12 protein-coding genes and 3 pseudogenes are annotated in these 19738 nt (G+C 49.9%); all 15 read left to right on the forward strand.

Going from position 1 to position 19738, the window contains the following annotated elements; translation table 11 throughout:
• Window positions 1–143: 143 nt before the first annotated feature.
• The 15 genes and pseudogenes from PAV_RS16640 (at window position 144) to pknB (ending at window position 19690) form a co-directional block, all read left to right on the forward strand.
• The gene (locus PAV_RS16640; protein WP_005548237.1) at window positions 144–2981 is read left to right on the forward strand and encodes a calcium-translocating P-type ATPase, SERCA-type; all 2838 of its coding nucleotides are present in this window, start codon (window positions 144–146) and stop codon (window positions 2979–2981) included.
• A gap of 193 nt (window positions 2982–3174) precedes the next feature.
• A complete protein-coding gene (dapF, locus tag PAV_RS16645) occupies window positions 3175–4005 on the forward strand; it encodes a diaminopimelate epimerase (RefSeq protein ID WP_005548239.1) in 831 nt (276 codons plus the stop codon).
• A gap of 265 nt (window positions 4006–4270) precedes the next feature.
• Window positions 4271–6175: a bifunctional homocysteine S-methyltransferase/methylenetetrahydrofolate reductase gene (locus tag PAV_RS16650; protein WP_040736018.1), complete on the forward strand. Its 1905-nt coding sequence runs from the start codon at window positions 4271–4273 to the stop codon at window positions 6173–6175.
• A gap of 32 nt (window positions 6176–6207) precedes the next feature.
• On the forward strand, window positions 6208–7092 hold the full coding sequence (locus tag PAV_RS16655) for a YicC/YloC family endoribonuclease (RefSeq protein ID WP_005548243.1): 885 nt from the start codon (window positions 6208–6210) through the stop codon (window positions 7090–7092).
• A 36-nt stretch (window positions 7093–7128) separates the two neighbouring features.
• Window positions 7129–7389, forward strand: a complete 261-nt coding sequence (gene remA / locus PAV_RS16660) for an extracellular matrix/biofilm regulator RemA (protein WP_005548256.1) — start codon at window positions 7129–7131, stop codon at window positions 7387–7389.
• Window positions 7390–7402: 13 nt separating this feature from the next.
• Window positions 7403–7981, forward strand: a complete 579-nt coding sequence (gmk, locus tag PAV_RS16665; RefSeq protein ID WP_005548258.1) for a guanylate kinase — start codon at window positions 7403–7405, stop codon at window positions 7979–7981.
• A gap of 144 nt (window positions 7982–8125) precedes the next feature.
• Window positions 8126–8344: a DNA-directed RNA polymerase subunit omega gene (gene rpoZ / locus PAV_RS16670; protein ID WP_005548260.1), complete on the forward strand. Its 219-nt coding sequence runs from the start codon at window positions 8126–8128 to the stop codon at window positions 8342–8344.
• A 272-nt stretch (window positions 8345–8616) separates the two neighbouring features.
• On the forward strand, window positions 8617–9951 hold the full coding sequence (coaBC, locus tag PAV_RS16675) for a bifunctional phosphopantothenoylcysteine decarboxylase/phosphopantothenate--cysteine ligase CoaBC (protein ID WP_005548262.1): 1335 nt from the start codon (window positions 8617–8619) through the stop codon (window positions 9949–9951).
• Between the two features lie 13 nt (window positions 9952–9964).
• Window positions 9965–12606 (forward strand): annotated as a pseudogene (gene priA / locus PAV_RS16680) (primosomal protein N').
• Between the two features lie 78 nt (window positions 12607–12684).
• Entirely contained in the window at window positions 12685–13161 is a 477-nt protein-coding gene (gene def / locus PAV_RS16685; RefSeq protein ID WP_005548264.1) for a peptide deformylase, read from the forward strand.
• 3 nt (window positions 13162–13164) lie between these two features.
• A complete protein-coding gene (fmt, locus tag PAV_RS16690) occupies window positions 13165–14115 on the forward strand; it encodes a methionyl-tRNA formyltransferase (protein WP_005548265.1) in 951 nt (316 codons plus the stop codon).
• Complete coding sequence (rsmB, locus tag PAV_RS16695) at window positions 14112–15509, forward strand: 16S rRNA (cytosine(967)-C(5))-methyltransferase RsmB (protein WP_005548267.1); 1398 nt, start codon at window positions 14112–14114, stop codon at window positions 15507–15509. Before fmt ends, rsmB begins: the two co-directional genes overlap by 4 nt.
• A gap of 216 nt (window positions 15510–15725) precedes the next feature.
• Window positions 15726–16777 (forward strand): annotated as a pseudogene (rlmN, locus tag PAV_RS16705) (dual-specificity RNA methyltransferase RlmN).
• A 6-nt stretch (window positions 16778–16783) separates the two neighbouring features.
• Window positions 16784–17557: a Stp1/IreP family PP2C-type Ser/Thr phosphatase gene (locus PAV_RS16710; protein ID WP_005548271.1), complete on the forward strand. Its 774-nt coding sequence runs from the start codon at window positions 16784–16786 to the stop codon at window positions 17555–17557.
• Window positions 17554–19690 (forward strand): annotated as a pseudogene (gene pknB, locus PAV_RS16715) (Stk1 family PASTA domain-containing Ser/Thr kinase). The gene PAV_RS16710 and the pseudogene pknB overlap by 4 nt, the downstream one beginning before the upstream one ends.
• Window positions 19691–19738: the final 48 nt, after the last annotated feature.

A 19738-nucleotide genomic window follows, 5' to 3' on the forward strand; every position in this document is an offset into this window, starting at 1 on the left:
TTCGATCAAAACTTAAGTGTCTATTGGATCGTTGGGATATTTTCGGACTCGTCCGAATACCTTTAGCGTAGAGGGTATCTGCTTGGACACTTTCGCAAGGCTTCCCTATGGAACAATAACGGTAATGGAAAGGGGTAAGAACCATGGATCAAATGAAGTGGCACCAGTCATCCTCGGAGCAACTGCTTCAAACGCTGGGAGTCCACCGGGAAGAAGGGCTCTCTGACGAAGAAGCGGCAGCGCGCCATACACGATTTGGATCGAATGAACTGGCAGAGGGAGAGCGTGTCTCGCCGATCACGTTATTTTTGAACCAGTTTAAGGATTTCATGGTGCTGGTGCTTGCTGGCGCAACGCTCGTATCTGGGATACTTGGAGAGTATCTTGATGCTATAACAATTATTGCAATCATTACGCTGAATGGCGTGCTTGGTTTCATTCAAGAATTCCGAGCAGAGCGATCGTTGCACGCGTTGAAGCAGCTGTCTGCACCTACCGCTAACATTCTTCGCAATAAGCAGTTATGCAATGTGCCTGCGAGTGAACTTGTGCCCGGAGATATCGTGTTTTTGGAGAGTGGAGATCGTATACCTGCCGATATTCGCTGGATTGAGACACATAGCTGCTATGTTGAGGAATCAGCGTTAACAGGTGAATCCGTACCGGTCGGCAAGCATTCCAGGCCGATAGACAAGGAAGAACTTCCGCTAGGGGATATGAAAAATATTGGCTTTATGGGGACGATGGTTACGCGGGGCTCTGGTAAGGGCATTGTTATTCGTACGGGTATGGACACTGAGATGGGGAAAATCGCCGATCTAATTGAGAATACGGAGTCGATGGATACCCCCCTTCAGCACCGGCTCGAGCAGCTAGGCAAAATTTTGATTGTCGTAGCCTTGCTGGTAACGGTACTGGTTGTGGTAGCTGGGATTTTGCATGGACAACCGACAATGACGATGTTCTTGGCAGGTGTCAGCTTGGCTGTTGCTGCGATTCCTGAAGGTTTGCCGGCTATAGTCACGATTGCGCTTGCACTAGGCGTACAGCGAATGATAAAGCGAAAGGCTATTGTGCGCAAGCTTCCATCTGTGGAAACGCTTGGATGCGCTTCTGTAATATGTTCAGACAAAACCGGGACACTTACTCAAAACAAGATGACCGTTACCCGCATTTGGACAGGCGGTCGTTCACTTGAGGTTAGCGGCGAAGGTTATGAGCCGATGGGACAAATTACGGAGCAGGGCAAACAGCTTGATTTGAAGCATGATCAGTCACTGCGCCGCGTGCTGCAAATTAGTGCCCTGTGCAATAATGCAACCATTATCGAATCTTATCCAACCGAGCATCAAGCTTCTGTACTGTCTGATCGCAAGAAAGGCAAGGGCGGCAAGCAAGCATCAGACAAAGAGAAAGAAGAGCTTAAGCCGATATGGGATATTAAAGGGGATCCGACCGAGGGAGCGCTGCTCGTGCTGGCAGCGAAGCTTGGAATGACACCGCAATCGCTATCAACAGCGTATGAGCGCATTGGAGAAATTTCGTTTGATTCGGATCGGAAGCGTATGTCTGTCATTGTGAAACACCAGGGCGGCCGCCTCGTGTTGGTTAAGGGCGCGCCTGACGTGTTGCTGGAGCGCTGCAGTTATGCGCTTTGGGACGGCAAGGTCGTTCCGTTTACGGCTACGCTGAAGCAAAAGGCATTAGCTGCTAACGAGGCGATGGCGAAGCAGGCACTGCGTGTGCTCGGGCTTGCCTATCGCGAAATGAAGCCAAGAGAGAATGAAGAAAACGAAAACGCAGTAGAAGCTCAACTCGTGTTCACAGGCTTAGCCGGCATGATTGATCCGCCGCGCCGAGAGGCAAGAGAAGCTATCGCTGTTTGCAGACGTGCTGGAATTAAGACGGTGATGATTACCGGAGACCATCAGATGACCGCTGAAGCGATTGCCAACCAGCTTGGAATCATTCCTCGCGGCGGGTTGACGATGAGCGGGGTACAACTGGCAATGATGGATGACGATGCGTTGGATAAGGTTGTGGACAATGCTTATGTATATGCGAGGGTATCGCCTGAGCATAAGCTGCGGATAGTTAAGGCTTTGCAGCGCAACGGGCATGTAGTTGCGATGACGGGTGATGGCGTCAATGATGCGCCGGCGATTAAGGCAGCGGATATTGGAATTGCAATGGGCAAAACAGGTACCGATGTAACGAAAGAGGCCTCGTCGCTTATTTTAAGTGATGATAACTTTGCTACGATTGTAGCTGCTATTGAAGAGGGCCGCGGCATTTATGAAAATATTCGAAAATTTATTCGTTACTTGCTGGCATCGAACGTTGGGGAAATTTTGGTGATGTTCCTTGCAATGATATTAGGGCTACCTCTACCGCTGGTACCGATTCAGATTCTGTGGGTGAATCTGGTGACCGATGGTCTGCCGGCAATGGCGCTTGGCGTTGATCAGCCGGAGAAGGATTTGATGGAGCATCGGCCGCGTTCCGCAAAGGAAAGCATTTTTTCACGCAGATTGGGCTGGAAAATTATTAGCCGCGGTATTTTGATCGGGGTGTGCACACTGATTGCATTTTGGCTCACATGGAGTGTGAATCCAGACAGTGCTGCGCAGCTTACAAAGGCTCAATCGGTCGCGTTCGCGACTCTCGTGCTTGCTCAGCTCATTCACGTATTCGATTGCCGGAGTTCTCGTTCAATCTTCCATCGGAATTTTTTCCAAAATCGTTATTTGGTGCTGGCAGTGGCCTCATCGCTTCTTCTTCTGCTTGGCGTGCTTTACATTGAGCCTTTGCAGCCAATATTTAAAACGGTACCACTTAACTTTAGAGACTGGGCGATTACATTCGTCATGGCCGGCATACCAACTTTCTTGATGGGCATCGGATCTGTGCTGACCGGCACGAAACCGGGACGTCCAAGCGGTGCTAAACCTGCATATACGTCTAACCGTAGAGCAGCGTGATGTTGCTGCTACTTGTGCCATTACTTCCGTAATGTAATGTCGGTATAAATGTGAATCATGCGAATAGTACAAATATTTTTCCACTAGGTTTATAGATTGAACAGCCTTGATACGGTAAACTTTGTATTGTTATAAATAGGATCAATGCGGTTAATAATGCAAACTGAGTTTGCCGTAAGAAAGGTTGATTATAATGAAATTTACGAAGATGCACGGATTGGGCAATGATTTTGTAATTGTCTATGGAGAGCAGGAGCTCCCAGCTAACGTATCGGAGTTGGCGATTGCAGTCTGTGATCGCCACTTCGGAATTGGTGCAGACGGTCTTGTATATATATTGCCTTCCCAATCTGCTGATGTGATGATGCGAATTATCAATTCAGATGGAACAGAAGCTGAACAGTGCGGCAATGCGATACGCTGCGTGTCGACTTATGTTGTAGCGCATGGATTCGTTAATCGGGATGAGTTGACGATTGAAACTCGGGCAGGTATCCAGCGTGTACAAATCATTCGCCAGGATGGAAGCGTCCATGCTGTGCGCGTAGATATGGGTGAGCCTGTGCTGGATGGGCTACGGGTACCGACCATATTTGATGAAGCGACAATCGTTGACAAGCCGATTGAAGCAGGCGGCCATGCATTTTCATTTACGGCGGTATCGATGGGCAATCCGCACTGTGTCATCTTTGTGGATGATGCGGCAACATTTGATATACACGCTTGGGGTCCATTGTTGGAAAGTCATTCTTATTTTCCGCGGAACATCAATGTTGAGTTTGCTTCCATCGATACTCGCGATCATGTCACGATGCGGGTGTGGGAACGTGGGGCTGGGCCAACGCTTGCTTGCGGAACAGGAGCTTGCGCTACGCTTGTGTCGAGTGTGCTGAATGGACTGACAGACCGGGCGGCAACCGTATCCCTTGCTGGAGGGGACTTATTTATAGAATGGAATCCAGCGGATAACCATGTCTATATGACAGGTCCGGCGACGTTTGTATTTGAAGGAGAATGGAAGTAAGGAACGAGTAACAAGCGAATCCAAAATCGGTTATGCGTAGGCAAGGGCTGGCTGCAAAAATGATGCGGCTGGCCCTTTTACATAGGCAGAATGGGCAATCATTTCTTAGTATTTTGGTGGAATTTCTGAGTTTTTTCAAAAAAGGCGGAATAAAATAGGCGATTTTACTTGATGAACCGCGGTTTCTTGATAGAATGTTTACTAAGCGAGTTACCACTATACACAGAGGATTCACCAACGATGGGAGATTGGGGTGCGAGACAGGATGAAGAACTTTCGGGAAGCGCTGCGCGAGCAGATCATAATTGGCGATGGTGCAATGGGGACGTATTTGTATCAACTTGGGTATCCTGTAGGCATCTCATATGAAATACTGAATGTTAGTGATCCGGATGTTGTCCGCAATATCCATAAGCAGTATGTGGATGCAGGTGCGCAATTGCTTGAGACGAATACATTTACTGCGAATCGTGAGAAGCTGTATAGACATGGCAAAGAGCATCTTGTAAAGGATATTAATAGAGCGGCTGTCCGTCTTGCTCGCGAAGCGGCGGAGGATCGTGCTTATGTCATAGGTGCGCTGGGCTCTATTCGAGCAGGGAAACGCGAGAATGTCCATACGAATCAAGTCATTCGGGATTATCATGAACAGTTGTCCGCCATGCTGGAAGAAGGCGTTGACGGGATTATGTTCGAGACATTTTATGATCTGGAGGAGATGCGTCTCGCCCTGCAAGTTGTGCGCGAGCTGGATCATGATGTTCCTGTTATATGTCAGTTTGCCGTGGAAGAATCTCGGAGAACAAAGGACGGGAAAAGCTTGCTTGAGGCCTTCCGCGTCCTGCGAGATGATGGCGCCGATGTAGTTGGCCTGAACTGCCACATGGGTCCAAATGGCGTGCTGCGCGCACTGGAAGGTGTCCAAGGACGTATTGACCTGCCGCTGTCCGCATTTCCGAATGCGGGTCTCCCTGATTATGTCGATGGCCGCTACAATTTCGTGGCTACTGCAGAATATATGGCGCAGAGCGCGGTTCAGTTCGTACAGATGGGTGCCCGGATTATCGGCGGCTGCTGCGGAACAACGCCTGAGCATGTAGCAGCCATTGTAGAAGCGCTGCATGACGTGGAGGTTCCGGAGCTTCCTGTACAACCCGCGGAAAGCATTGGCATCGAAGAGGAAGCGGAATCCTTGCACTGGCCTGACGGTGCTGCTTGCTTCGACGGCTGCGGGCATGGGCATGATGCAGAAGAATCGATAGTCGACATGGTACGATCCCGCCATACGGTCATTGTAGAGCTGGATCCGCCTCGCGATCTGGATATATCGAAGTTCATGAAGGGTGCGCAAATATTGAAAGAGGCGGGGGTCGATGCTCTTACTTTGGCGGACAATTCACTTGCCGTTACAAGAATGAGCAATATGGCACTCGGCTATATGGCACTTGATAAAATCGGAATTCGCCCGCTTGTCCATATTGCATGTCGAGATCGCAATCTCATCGGAACCCAATCTCACATGATGGGGCTGCATGCCTTAGGTATTGACCATGTGCTCGCCGTAACCGGAGATCCTGCCCGATTCGGAGATCTTCCCGATTCGAGCTCGGTGTACGACATGACTTCCTTCGAGATCATACGGATGATCAAACAATTAAATAGCGGTTTGGCATTCTCGGGCAAGCCGTTGAAGCAGAAGGCAAACTTTGTCGTTGGGGGCGCCTTCAATCCGAATGTGAAGCATCTGGATAAGGCAATTGCTCGATTAGAACGGAAAGTCGAGGCAGGCGCGGATTATATTATGACGCAGCCCGTGTATGATGTTGGTTTGATCGAACGGATAGCAGAGGGAACGAAACATCTCGATGTTCCTGTATTTATCGGAATTATGCCGCTGGCTAGCGGACGGAATGCAGAGTATCTTCACAATGAGGTTCCTGGCATTCAATTGTCTGATGATGTACGCAGAAGAATGAACGGATTAGAAGGGGAAGCAGGACGGAAGGAAGGCGTTGCTATCGCGAAGGAGCTGTTGGATGTCGCGCTTACCCATTTTAAGGGCATCTACTTCATGACGCCGTTCATGTTCTATGAAATGACGGCTGAATTGACCCAGTATGTATGGGAAAAAGCGGAACGCCAAGCAGACCCCTTGTATCGTCTGACATAATCAATTAAAATAGGGTAATGGATGTGGTGCCCGTGGTCTATAGTATGACTGGTTACGGTCAATCTAACCGCGAGATTGGCGGTTATAAGATAACGTTTGAAGCGAAATCTGTCAACCATCGATACTGCGAAGCTGTGCTTCGCTTGCCGAAGGAGTGGACATGCTATGAGGATCGCCTTCGGCGCATCGTTCAGCAGAAGGTTAGCCGCGGCCGAATCGATGTGTATATCAATAAGGAGCAGAATGGTGAAGTCAAGTCGGTAGTAGAATTGAACCGGCATACGCTCGAGGCGTATCTTCAGGCTTCTGCAATAGTTCAAAGTGAGTATGGTGTAGCGGGAGATTTGTCGGTTACCGACATGCTCTCGCTTCCTGATTTGTTTACGGTTAGAGAGTTAACCTCTTGGTCGGAGGAGGAGCTTGCTGCTTCTCTGGAATCAGGATTGCTGGAAGCAATGGACGGATTGTGCAAGATGCGCGCCATGGAAGGCAGCCACCTCAACCGAGATTTGGCGGAACGACTGAGCCGGTTGGAATTGCTTCATATGGAACTCACAGAATGGGCTCCGGTCGTTGTGACCGATTATCGAGCGAAACTGAAACAACGTATCGAACAACTGTTGGATGCCAGCTTTCCATTTGATGAACATAAGTTCGCAATGGAAGTGGCACTGTTTGCGGAACGCTCTAACATTGATGAAGAATTGACGCGGCTGAAGAGCCATTTCGAACAGTTTAGACGACTGCTCGGAAGTAATGAAGCGATAGGACGCAAGCTTGATTTTCTTGTACAAGAAATGAACCGCGAAACGAACACCATCGGCTCCAAGGCAAATCATTTGGAAATAACGAACCGCGTCGTGGAAATGAAAGCGGAGCTGGAGAAAATTCGCGAACAAGCAGCGAATATTGAATAATTTTAGGAGCGCTCGAAAGTAGAGGGAGGACCTGTAATGGCGATTAAGCTAATTAATATCGGTTTTGGTAATATCGTATCTGCCAACCGTATCATTTCGATTGTGAGTCCGGAATCGGCTCCAATTAAGCGAATCATTCAAGAGGCTCGAGACCGTCATATGCTTATAGACGCTACATATGGTCGGCGTACGCGTGCTGTAATTATCACGGACAGCGATCATGTCATATTGTCCGCAGTACAGCCTGAAACGGTAGCTCACCGTCTATCTACAAAGGATGACGACAACGACGAATAAGATGGAGACGAAGATGAAGAAGGGGTTATTAATCGTGCTGTCCGGCCCGTCTGGCGTCGGCAAAGGCACAGTATGCAAAGCTTTATTGAAGAAGACCAACGATCTTACCTACTCCGTGTCTGCAACGACACGCAAGCCGCGTGCTGGCGAAGTAGACGGGGTTAACTATTTCTTTAAATCACGCGAGGAATTCATGCAGATGATTGAGGAAGATCGCCTGCTTGAATATGCGGAATACGTGGGCAATTATTACGGAACGCCTTGCGACTTCGTGGAACAGAAGTTGGCCGAAGGCCGGGATGTAATTTTGGAAATCGAAGTGCAGGGCGCAATGAAGGTGAAGGAGAAGTTCCCGAATGGAATATTCATCTTCTTGCTTCCTCCGTCGCTCGACGAGCTGAAGGATCGCATTCGCGGACGCGGCACAGAGCAGGAGCATGTTATCGATTCCCGCATGAACGTAGCTGTTGAAGAGATTGCGTTAATGGAGAACTACGATTATGCAGTCGTGAATGATGAGATTGATCTTGCATGCAAGCGTATAGAGAGCATCATCATTGCCGAACATTGTAAGATTAAGACTAATGAATAAACTGCAGCAAGGCGCACTTTCAATAGGAAGTGTGCCTTGTCACGGTTGCTAGAAGAGAGCAGCTTCTAAAGCGCAGATAGACGGCATATATTGTCTGCTGGATGTTTGTCAGAAGCGAGGATATGAAAAAAGGAGTGCTGAACCATGCTTTATCCTTCCATTGATGAATTGATGAAAAAGGTTGACAGTAAATATTCTTTAGTAGTTGCCGCTTCTCGTCGCGCACGCCAGTTGCGTGAGGGCGGACGTACAGAGTTGAAAAACCCGAAATCCCATAAACAAGTGGGCGTAGCCTTGGAAGAAATTTATGGCGATTATATTCACACAGAACAAGACCATACCCAACTTCAGCCAGGTGAATAAGCACTGTAGTGCAATGAGCTGAACGCTAGATAATAAACTAAGTTAGATAACTGGCGGTGCACGCAGCACGGAAATTCATACATGTATGAAAATGGATAACAACCGCAAGGTTGTTATTTTTTTCAACGTGAGGGAACGAGGTGCTGCTGTGTGAGCAATCATTCCTAAAAGAAATTTAACGTTCAGAGACTATGTTGACCGGATGAATTGTGTGGCGGTCACGAACGATCAGCGACGAAAGCCGCATCGGCTGAACGGAAAGGCGGGTTACAATGTTGCAAGGGAAAACGATAGTGCTCGGAGTTACTGGAGGCATTGCCGCTTATAAAGCTGCTGCCTTATGCAGCAAGCTTAAGCAAGAAGGCGCAGAGGTTCACGTCATTATGACGAAATCTGCTACGGAGTTTATAACGGAATTAACTTTCCAAACCTTATCTCGTCAGCTTGTATATACAGATACATTTGATGAGAGGGATGCCTCGGTTGTATCGCATATTGACTTGGCGGATCGGGCGGATTTGGTTCTGGTTGCGCCGGCAACGGCAAATGTAATTGGAAAGATGGCACATGGACTTGCTGATGATATGCTGACAACAACGCTGCTTGCTACAACAGCGCCTGTCATTGTTGCGCCAGCGATGAACGTACATATGTATACCCATCCTGCTGTTCAGAACAATATGTCGATTTTGCGCGAACGCGGGGTACAGTTCATCGAACCGGAAGAGGGCCTTCTTGCTTGCGGCTATACGGGCAAGGGAAGAATGGCGGAGCCTGAGCATATCATTGAACAGCTCAAGCAGTGGATGGCTTCTAATGCGCTTTCCGTTGAATCTAGCTTGAATAGCTCGACAGCAAGCGCAGCCTTGAATCGTTTAGGTGGAACGCCAGAAGCTGCAGCACAAGAAGAACAACTGCTGTATGGCAAAAAGGTACTCGTTACAGCTGGTGGAACGGTTGAACGCATTGATCCTGTTCGCTATATTACGAATGATTCATCCGGCAAAATGGGATTTTCGATTGCGGAGGCAGCTCGAAATATGGGAGCTCAGGTTATCGTGGTTGCAGGCCAAACACAGGTATGCCCGCCTGATGGAGTAACGCTTGTCCGTGTGGAATCTGCACAGGATATGTACGAGGCAGTGATGAGCCGCTACCCTGAAATCGATCTTGTCGTAAAAACGGCTGCGGTAGCAGATTATCGCCCTGTTAATCGGGCGCCACAGAAGTTGAAAAAGACAGGGGAGCGCCTTGTTATTGAATTGGAACGGAATCCAGATATTTTAGAAGAGCTTGGGCGTCAAAAATCGAAACAATTCCTCGTTGGGTTCGCTGCCGAAACGGAGCATGTTGATCAGCATGCTGCAGACAAGCTTCGCCGCAAACGGCTTGATCTCATTGTAGCAAACGATGTATCTCGCTCTGAAGGTGGATTTGGATCTGATAATAATGAGGTATCGATCTATGACGCGGAAGGTCTCGTAGAACGGGTTCCGCTCATAGCGAAGAGCGGGGTTGCCAAGCGGATATTGCAGCTTGCTGCGTCAAGAATGAATGATCCGGTAAGAGCACAGGCACGCACTGAAGAGGTGCATCCGATTGAGTAGCGGACATGACTGGATGTCTGAACATCAACCATTGTTCCAAACGGTGGGAGATACGATCTTGGGTGAAGGATCTCACAGCTCTGTGGCTCAGGTCATTGTTGATGTGCCCAGCAAGGCAACGAATCGTCCATTTGATTATGCAATTCCTCAGGAGATGAAGGCTTGGCTGGAAATCGGCAGCAGGGTCGGAGTTCCCTTTGGCGGACGAACTGTGCAGGGATTTGTCATCGGGCTCTCAGATATGACGGACGTGCCGATTTCAAGACTGAAGCCAATCCAGCAGCTGCTTGACATTGTTCCTCCGCTGCTTCCTGATTTGGTCCAGCTCGCACAGTGGATGAGTGATCGCTATGTATGCACCCTAACGGCAGCGCTGCAGGTTATGATCCCAGGAGCAATGAAGGGCAAGCGGGAGAAAGCCGTACAGCTTGGTGAGGATGCGGTGCTGTACATGCATCATGCACGGCTGCATGAAGATCATTCAAACGTAGACATGCAGCTTCCTGATCAGCTTGCGCTGATGCCGCATAAGCTGCTGGCCGACAGCTTAACCCCTAAATTGCTTGCCTATGTGGATCGGCATGAGCCGATTGCGGCTGATAAGCTGCTGCAAGCCTTTCCAGATGCTGCTGCTCTGATCAAAGAGGCGCTGCAGCATGGTTGGCTAGTGGAGACAGAGCGCATTAAAGATCGAATCGGTGTGAAGAAGCTGAAGCGAGTGAGTCTGGCTGTCGATCCGGAACAGGCTGAACAAGCGGCTGTGGATATTGGCTCTCGTGCCCGCCGCCAGCAGGAATTGCTTTATCAGCTTCTTGAATTCGGCGGAGAACTTCCGCTTCGCTCGCTCAATGCTTCTGCGGTTAAAGCTCTGGAAGGCAAAGGCCTGGTAGTCGTCGATGAGGTTGAGGTTCTGCGTGATCCATATGCAGACCGGCGCTTCAAGCCTACGCAGCCCCTGGCTCTAACAGAAGAGCAGCAGGGCGTTCTGAGCCGAATTACGGAAGTGCTGGATAAGGAGTATGCACAGACATTTCTTCTGCACGGCGTTACGGGGAGCGGCAAGACAGAAGTTTATTTGCAGGCGATCGATCGTTGTCTGCGTTCTGGAAGACAAGCTATCGTATTAGTACCGGAAATATCTCTGACGCCCCAGATGGTGGAGCGCTTTAAGGGCCGATTTGGCTCGAAGGTGGCTGTCATGCACAGTCGCCTATCTCAAGGGGAGCGTTATGATGAATGGAGGAAAATTCGAGAACGGCGCGTACAGGTTGCGATTGGCGCCCGTTCGGCGGTATTTGCCCCATTTGAGCATATCGGTCTCATCATTATGGACGAAGAGCATGAAACCTCTTATAAGCAAGAAGAAACACCGAAGTATCATGCCCGTGACGTTGCCATAGAGCGGGCGCGGCTGCATGGGGCCGTTGTTGTGCTCGGTTCGGCGACGCCCTCCATGGAGACGTATTATGCGGCCAAGCTTCATGGGTATGAAGTCCCGCCGTCAGGACTTGAGCCGCCTGCTTGGGATTTGGCTCCGCTGGCCATGCCGACGCGCGTCGGCGGAAGAGAGCTTCCTCCCGTGACAATCGTTGATATGCGCGAGCAATTGAAGATTGGCAATCGTTCTATGTTCAGCGCTCCGCTGGAAAAGGCGCTGAAGGAGCGGATAGAGCGGGGGGAACAGACTGTTCTGCTGTTGAATCGCCGTGGTTACTCCACGTTTGTCATGTGTCGAACATGCGGATATGTTGCTCAATGTCCAGAATGCGATATTTCATTAACTTATCATATGAAGTCAGGGCATATGCGCTGTCATTACTGCGGTTACGCGGAACGAGCGCCGGTTATCTGTCCCTCTTGTGAAAGCGAGCATATACGTTATTTTGGAACCGGAACACAGCGCGTGGAAGAGCAGCTTGCCAAGCGCTTTCCAGGCATCCGTGTCATTCGGATGGATGTCGACACGACGACGGAGAAGGGCTCGCACGAACGTCTGCTTGCCCAGTTCGGCGAACGAAAAGCAGACGTACTGCTTGGGACGCAAATGGTCGCGAAAGGACTTGATTTTCCATATGTGACATTGGTAGGCGTTATCACTGCGGATTCTGCACTGCATATGCCGGACTTCCGCGCTGCAGAGAAGACGTTCCAGCTTCTTACGCAAGTTGCAGGTCGTGCAGGGAGACATCAACTTCCAGGTGAAGTGGTTGTACAGACTTATGCTCCGGAGCATACTCGATTATCCATGCTGCGCAGCATGATTACGCTGCGTTCGCTTCGGAAGAGCTTAGGCATCGGCGGCAGCAAATGGTTCCCCCATTTTGCCGATTAGCCCTTCTCTCTATGACCCATGAACAGCTGCCGCTGCTGGTGCGCGTCGCAGAAAATGCTGCACACAGGCTGAAGGAGTTGGCTGAGCAGAGGGGATGGCTCCATGCACAAAATGGATCGGGTAACGCGATTGAGATTTTGGGGCCCGTTGCTTCTCCGATCCCGCGTATTAAAAATCGCTATCGATTCCAATGCATTATCAAGAGCAAGGGGGAGGCGGATTTGTCCTCCTTGATGGCGGAAGCGATGAAGGAGTTCGACACGGTATCTAAAGAACAAGATGTATGGTTCAATGTGGATATCGATCCGCAAATGATGATGTAGGGATTCATATAAAGAATGGGTTATTACCATATGCGGTGAATAAATTACAAAATAACGATAAAAAGGATGGTGTGCCCTATGGCATTGCGTATTATTGTACATGAACCGGATGAGGTTCTACATCAAGTAGCAAAGGAAGTCCCTAAAATTACTCCAAACATTCAGAAGCTGCTGACAGACATGGCAGACACGATGTACCACGCGGAGGGAGTTGGGCTTGCAGCACCTCAGATCGGTATCTTGAAGCGTGTCATTGTTGTAGATGTCGGCGATGAACATGGCTTGATCGGGATGGTTAACCCTGTTATCCTGTCTGCTGAAGGAGAGCAGCTTGGGCCGGAGGGCTGTTTAAGCATCCCGGGAATTAATGGTGATGTGCGCCGCCATCAAAAAATCACGGTAAAAGGGCTTGATCGCAATGGGCGCGAAATTACTATCGAAGCTGAAGATTTCTTGGCGCGTGCATTCCAGCATGAGATTGACCATTTGAACGGTGTATTGTTTACCGAAATTGCAGAACGGGTATATGAGGTGCCCCGCGAAGGCAGGGAATAAGCGATGACAAAGATAGTATTTATGGGGACGCCTGAGTTCGCTGTTCCTTGCTTGGAGAATTTGCTGAAGGAAGGGTATGAAGTTGCAGCAGTAGTAACTCAGCCGGATCGTCCGGTAGGTCGCAAGCGTATACTGACGCCTACGCCGGTCAAGGCTGCTGCGCTGGAACATGGGATTACCGTATGGCAGCCAGAGAAACTTCGTACCTCCACCACGATTGAGGATATTCGCGCATTGGAACCAGATTTGATTGTAACCGCGGCTTACGGTCAGATTCTGCCAAAGTCGGTGCTTGAAATTCCTCGTCTTGGCTGTATTAATGTTCACGGCTCTCTACTCCCGAAGTATCGGGGGGGAGCGCCGATTCAGCGTTCGATTATGAACGGCGAGTCGGTGACTGGCGTAACGATTATGTATATGGCAGAAGGCATGGACACGGGCGATATGATTCGGCCGATCGAGGTTCCGATTACGGATGAGGATAATGCGGGCACGATGTTCCAGAAGCTAAGTGCTGCCGGAGCCCAGCTTCTTATTGATACATTGCCGGATTTGATTGCAGGCCGAATCCAGGCAGTTCCGCAGCCTCATGAGGAAGCAACTTATGCACCTAACTTGAAACGCGAGGATGAGAAGATCGATTGGTCGCGTTCTGCGCGTGATATTTTCAATCAGGTTCGCGGCCTTGTGCCATTCTCTGGCGGATTTACGTTGTGGAACGATGAGGTGTTCAAGGTGTGGGCATGTGAGGCGCCGAGTATGTCTGAAGCTGCTGTGTCCAAAGGAGTGCATGAACCTGGGACAGTGCTAACATTGAGTCCGCGAGGCATAGAGGTTCAGGCAGGTGCAGGCACACTGTGGCTGACAGAGGTGCAGCCTGCCGGCAAGAAGGCAATGGCTGCTAGTGAATTCGTTCGTGGCGGCAAGATGGTGCAAGGGACGGTGCTGAAGTGAGCGAGCAGCATTCAGGGGGCGCGAAGAAGCGTAAGACAGCGCGCGATGTTGCGCTAGAGGTACTCGTTCAAGTAGAGAAGGAGCATTCTTACAGCAATTTGCAATTGAATCAAGCACTCCAGGAAGCGAACCTTGCGCGTGTTGATGCAGGTCTTGCAACTGAGCTTGTATATGGAACGATACAACGTTTGAACACGATAGATGGTGTTTTGGAGCAGAAGGTGCAGCGCGGCTTAGCCAAGCTGAAGCCGTGGATGCGCAATCTGCTCCGAATGACGGCCTATCAATTGCATTATCTGGATCGCATCCCTGCCCATGCCGCGATTAATGAGGCGGTTACGATTGCAAAGCGCCGAGGCGGCCAGTCGATGGGCGGCTTCGCCAATGGTGTCTTGCGGGCGATCATGCGCGAGCCGCAATTATGGGAAACTCCTGCTGGCTCAGATCCAGTCTCTCGTATCGTATGGGAACATTCGCATCCGGCTTGGCTAGTCTCTAACTGGGTTAAGGCTTACGGGGAAGAAGAGACAGCTGCGATGTGCGAGTCGAACAATCGTCCGCCGCACGGAAGTGCACGCGTGAATGCACTGCGAACGAATCGAGAGAAGCTGCTTGTCGACATGAGAGCGGAAGGCTTAAATGTAATGCCTTCCTCACTCTCCAAGGACGGCATTGTGGCTGAGGGCGCCGGTAATCTGGCGTTAAGCCAATGGTATCGCAATGGTGAGTTGTCTGTTCAGGATGAGAGCTCGATGCTTGTCGTTGAGGCGCTTCGGCCAGAGGCTGGCATGCGAGTGCTGGACTGCTGTGCTGCACCTGGAGGCAAGACGACACATATTGCGGAGCGAATGGGCAATAAAGGGGAAGTTGTGGCTAATGATGTCCATGCCCATAAGGTGGCGCTTATCGCGGATCAGGCTGAACGCTTGGGTTTGACATCCGTAGCTACGATGAATGTAGATGCATCCATTCTAGGCCGTGAGCTGCCTGTTGGCAGCTTCGATGCAGTTCTGCTCGATGCGCCCTGCACAGGCTTTGGCGTCATTAGACGCAAGCCGGATATTAAGTGGGCCAAGCGTCCTGAGGACGTAGCATCTATCGCATCCCTTCAAGCTGAGCTGCTTGATCAGGCAGCTCAATTGGTTCGTCCAGGCGGCCGCCTTGTATATTCAACTTGTACGGTTGAACGAGCGGAAAATGAGGATGTGGTTCGCCGCTTCCTGGCATACGCTGCCGAAGAAGGATGGGAACTGGATGATACGTGGAAGCAGGCTCTCCCTGCGGAGCCTCTCGCTGCGGCGCTGAAGCGCAGCCCGGCAGGTATGCTGCAGGTGCTGCCACATGATGCGGAATCGGATGGATTCTTCATCGCATGCCTGAAGAAGCGAAAGTAAGCGGGGATCGTGTGAATCGCATTAAGACGATAATACCTGCACAGGGTGTGAAGCATAAGCCGCAACGCTCAAGACAAGGCTTCTTGAACGTTGCGGCTTTCTTTTTCAAATTCGATAGATCTGGTGCTTGCAACACTTCGCTTTTAGCATTTCGCCCATTTGTGGTAAAATAAATCGAACTGCATGATTGAGGAAAGGTAGAGGTTGAACGAACAAATGAAACCATTTATATACGATCTTACATTTGAACAGCTTCAAGAATGGTTGAAGGAGCAAGGAGAGCCGATATTTCGCGCCGGACAAATTTTTGACTGGCTGTATGTGAAGCGCGTAGACGACTTCCAAGAGATGTCGAACTTGTCCAAGTCGCTTCGTCAGAAGCTTGAGGATAGCTTCCAATTTGTAACACTGAAAGAAATAACGCACATGAAATCGCAGGATGGTACGTATAAATTCCTATTCGGTTTGCACGATGACCATGCGATTGAGACTGTCATTATGAAGCACAGTTACGGGAACAGCATTTGTGTTACGACCCAGGTTGGATGCCGTGTAGGCTGTACCTTTTGTGCCTCTACGCTTGGCGGGTTGAAACGGAACCTAACAGCGGGAGAGATTGTAGCCCAGGTCGTGGCTGCTCAGAAAATTTTGGACGAATCAGAAGAGCGCGTAAGCAGCATCGTTATTATGGGAACGGGGAACCGTTTGAAAATTATGATGCTACGATGGCATTTCTGCGCATCATGATTCATGAGAAGGGGCTTAACATCGGACAACGTCATATTACGGTGTCTACGAGTGGGATTGTGCCAAGTATTTATCGTTTTGCCGACGAGAATACACAAATCAACTTGGCTATCTCGATCCATGCGCCGAATGATGCACTGCGTTCGAAATTAATGCCAGTTAACCGCAGATTTCCATTCGAGGAAGTGATGAAGGCGCTCAAGCATTATCAAGTGAAGACGGGACGCCGCATTACCTTTGAATATGCGCTTATTGGTGGTGTAAACGACAAGGTGGAGCATGCGGAAGAGCTTGCGGATGTATTGAAACGTATGGAAATGCTCGCACATGTCAACTTGATTCCGGTCAACTATGTGCCAGAGCGGAACTATGTGCGTACCCCGCGCAACGATATTTTTGCATTCCACCGTACGCTTCTGGATCGTGGTATTAATTCGACGATACGTCGAGAGCAGGGGCATGACATTGCCGCAGCATGTGGGCAGCTGCGAGCGAAACATATGGAGTCTAATGCGAGGTGATCGAAAATGAGGGCTGTTCAACGTTCTGATGTAGGACGCGTACGAGCGGTAAATGAAGACCGCGCCTTCGTATCCGAGCTGTCGAACGGCTATTACGCAGCGATCGTAGCCGATGGAATGGGCGGACATCAAGCGGGAGATATTGCAAGCCGTCTTGCTGTCGAAACCGTCATATCTGAATTGTCAGCATTGCCGAGTGATTTGGACACTGCCATGCTGGGCAAAGCGCTTGAACAGGCGATTATTCGAGCGAATCACACGATTTTTCATATTGCTTCTCAAGATGAGAAATATCATCATATGGGAACGACGATTGTGGCTGCGCTGTTCGATAAAACGGAATGGAAAGGGTTTATTGGGTATATCGGAGACAGTCGGGCCTATGTGCTTAATCGCAGCGGAATTAAACAGTTGACGGATGATCATACACTCGTTAATGAACTGGTGAAGCGAGGCCAAATTGAGCCACAGGAGGCAGAGCATCATCCACGGCGCAATGTGCTTATTCGTGCGCTTGGGACGGACGAGCAGGTTGAAGTGGATTTGCTGTCCATTGAGCTTCGGACTGATGAAGTGCTGCTTTTGTGCAGTGACGGGCTGACAAATATGCTGAATGCTGAACAAATATGGGGAGTTGTCATTGATCCTTCGCTTCCTCTGCCGGTTAAGGCGGATCGCCTGCTTGGACAGGCGCTTGATGCCGGAGGAGATGATAACATCACGATAGTTCTTCTGGATCGTATGGAGAACAGCGTCATGGAAGAGGGGGGTAGCTCATGATTGGTACTATACTGTCTGGCCGCTATGAGATCATTACGCGGATTGGCGGCGGTGGAATGGCGCTTGTATACAAGGCACTGGATAATCTGCTGAACCGTTATGTTGCAGTCAAAGTATTGCGCCAGCAGTTCGTTCATGATGAAGAGTTTATTCGCCGCTTCCGCCGGGAGGCGCAGTCAGCAGCTTCCTTATCTCATCCGAATGTGGTCAGCATCTATGATGTTGGGCAGGAGGAGGATACACACTTTATCGTTATGGAGTATGTGGAAGGGCACAATCTGAATGAGATTATTTTGGAACGGGCCCCGCTGCAGGTGGACGAATCGATACGCATTTCTACTCAAATATGTGATGCGCTTGATCACGCTCATCAAAATCATATTATTCACCGTGACATTAAGCCCCATAATATCCTGATCGGCCGGAACGGACGCGTTAAGGTGACGGACTTCGGGATTGCGCGTGCAGTTACTTCATCGACGATTACACAGACCGGCTCTGTGGTTGGTTCTGTTCATTACTTTTCGCCGGAGCATGCAAAGGGCGTGTCAACGGGAGAAAAGTCTGACTTATACTCGCTGGGGATCGTGCTGTATCAGATGCTTACGGGCCAGCTTCCATTCCTCGGGGAGAGTCCGATTAGCGTGGCGCTGAAGCATTTGCAGGAGCCATTCGATGAGCCAAGAGCGGTTAATCCGCATATTCCTCAAAGTGTAGAGAACGTCATTCTGAAATCGATGCGCAAAAATCCTGCTGAACGGTATCAATCCGCAGCGGAAATGATGCGTGATCTGGAAACATGCCTGTTGCCGGAGCGTCTGAATGAGCCTAAAATTACATTCAAGCCGCGGCCCATGTATGATGACGATCAAGAAACCAGGGTTATGCCAGCAATTCGTTCCACTGGGGAGGCGAATAAAAAGTTCCCCAAGGAAAAAGGAAACCCTCCCTGAACGCTCGTCTTCTTCTGCTGCAGGAGCAGGCAAGCGCAAATCCTGGGTGAAGCCGGCGATTTGGGCCAGTGTGACTATTGTATTCCTTGCGATTTTAATTGGTGTTGTGTATTACGTGAAAAGTGTGCTTGTGGTCAATGATGTTGCGGTTCCGGATCTTAAGAACAAGACAATAAGTGAAGCGCAGAAAGAGCTAGGAGCTCTTAAGATTGAGATTGAAGATCCGGTTGTTGAGGAATATAAGGAAGGCTTCGAGGCCGGAAAGATTTTCGACCAGAGCAAGCCTCCAGGGGCAATGGTGAAGGAAGGATCCGCCATTCGCTTGTACGTCAGCAAAGGAACCCCGCTTGTTAAGCTTGAAGATTACAAGGGGAAGCCAGTTGACAGTGTTGTGAATCAACTGCATAGTCTTGGCTTCGAGGATTCGCGGATCGAGAAGGATTTGGTGTATGACGACGAGATACAGGAAGGTATGGTCGTCAGCATGTCGCCAAGTCCGGATACAGAGGTCGATCCGAAAACGGCCACAATCAAGCTTGTCGTCAGCAAGGGCAAGGAGCCGTTTGGCATGCCGAACTTGAAAGGTATGACCAAGGAAGCTGCAATTGCCGCAATTGAGGCGAGTGGACTGAAGCTTGCCAAGGACGGTGTGGTGGAAGAGCCTAGCTATGAAGAACAGGGCAAGGTCATCAAGCAGCAGCCGTATGAGCCAAATGATCCGGTGACGAAGGGTGCGGAGGTTCGTATTTATGTCAGCTCTGGCTATCCGCCCGAGGCACTGCAATATACATTCCCATTGACCGTGTATCCTGAGGTGGAAGGCAAGTCGAGTAAAATTCGAATTTACTATACGGATGCCCGCGGCGAGAAAAGGGAATGGGGAACAGAAACGATTACGTCAGCCAAAACGTTCAACGTGGAGCTTATTCTTGCTCCAAATAAGGATGGGGCGGTGTCCTTTGAGCGTAACGGCAAATTTGTTGATGCTTATCCTGTGTCTTACACCGATGCGAAGCAGGGAACTGTGCACATTCCGCCACCGCCTGATATTCCGGTTAATACACCGTCTGGAGGAAATCCCGATTCAGGCGGCAGCCAAGGTAATGGCGAGGGGGGCATTGCGCCCCCCGAGAATGGCGGACAGAATGGAGAGGTTGGCGGTGAAGGATCTGGCAACTAACGGTTTATCCTTATACCGTGCAATGAACAGCAGGAACGAGAAGAGCTT

The organism is Paenibacillus alvei DSM 29, assembly GCF_000293805.1.
In the GTDB taxonomy this organism is placed as follows: domain Bacteria; phylum Bacillota; class Bacilli; order Paenibacillales; family Paenibacillaceae; genus Paenibacillus_B; species Paenibacillus_B alvei.

Bases quoted from the DNA above. Each gene is read 5' to 3' on its own strand.
- PAV_RS16640 (WP_005548237.1), top strand. From the start codon at position 144: ATGGATCAAATGAAGTGGCACCAGTCATCCTCGGAGCAACTGCTTCAA.
- dapF (WP_005548239.1), top strand. From the start codon at position 3,175: ATGAAATTTACGAAGATGCACGGATTGGGCAATGATTTTGTAATTGTC.
- PAV_RS16650 (WP_040736018.1), top strand. From the start codon at position 4,271: ATGAAGAACTTTCGGGAAGCGCTGCGCGAGCAGATCATAATTGGCGAT.
- remA (WP_005548256.1), top strand. From the start codon at position 7,129: ATGGCGATTAAGCTAATTAATATCGGTTTTGGTAATATCGTATCTGCC.
- gmk (WP_005548258.1), top strand. From the start codon at position 7,403: ATGAAGAAGGGGTTATTAATCGTGCTGTCCGGCCCGTCTGGCGTCGGC.
- rpoZ (WP_005548260.1), top strand. From the start codon at position 8,126: ATGCTTTATCCTTCCATTGATGAATTGATGAAAAAGGTTGACAGTAAA.
- coaBC (WP_005548262.1), top strand. From the start codon at position 8,617: ATGTTGCAAGGGAAAACGATAGTGCTCGGAGTTACTGGAGGCATTGCC.
- def (WP_005548264.1), top strand. From the start codon at position 12,685: ATGGCATTGCGTATTATTGTACATGAACCGGATGAGGTTCTACATCAA.
- fmt (WP_005548265.1), top strand. From the start codon at position 13,165: ATGACAAAGATAGTATTTATGGGGACGCCTGAGTTCGCTGTTCCTTGC.
- PAV_RS16710 (WP_005548271.1), top strand. From the start codon at position 16,784: ATGAGGGCTGTTCAACGTTCTGATGTAGGACGCGTACGAGCGGTAAAT.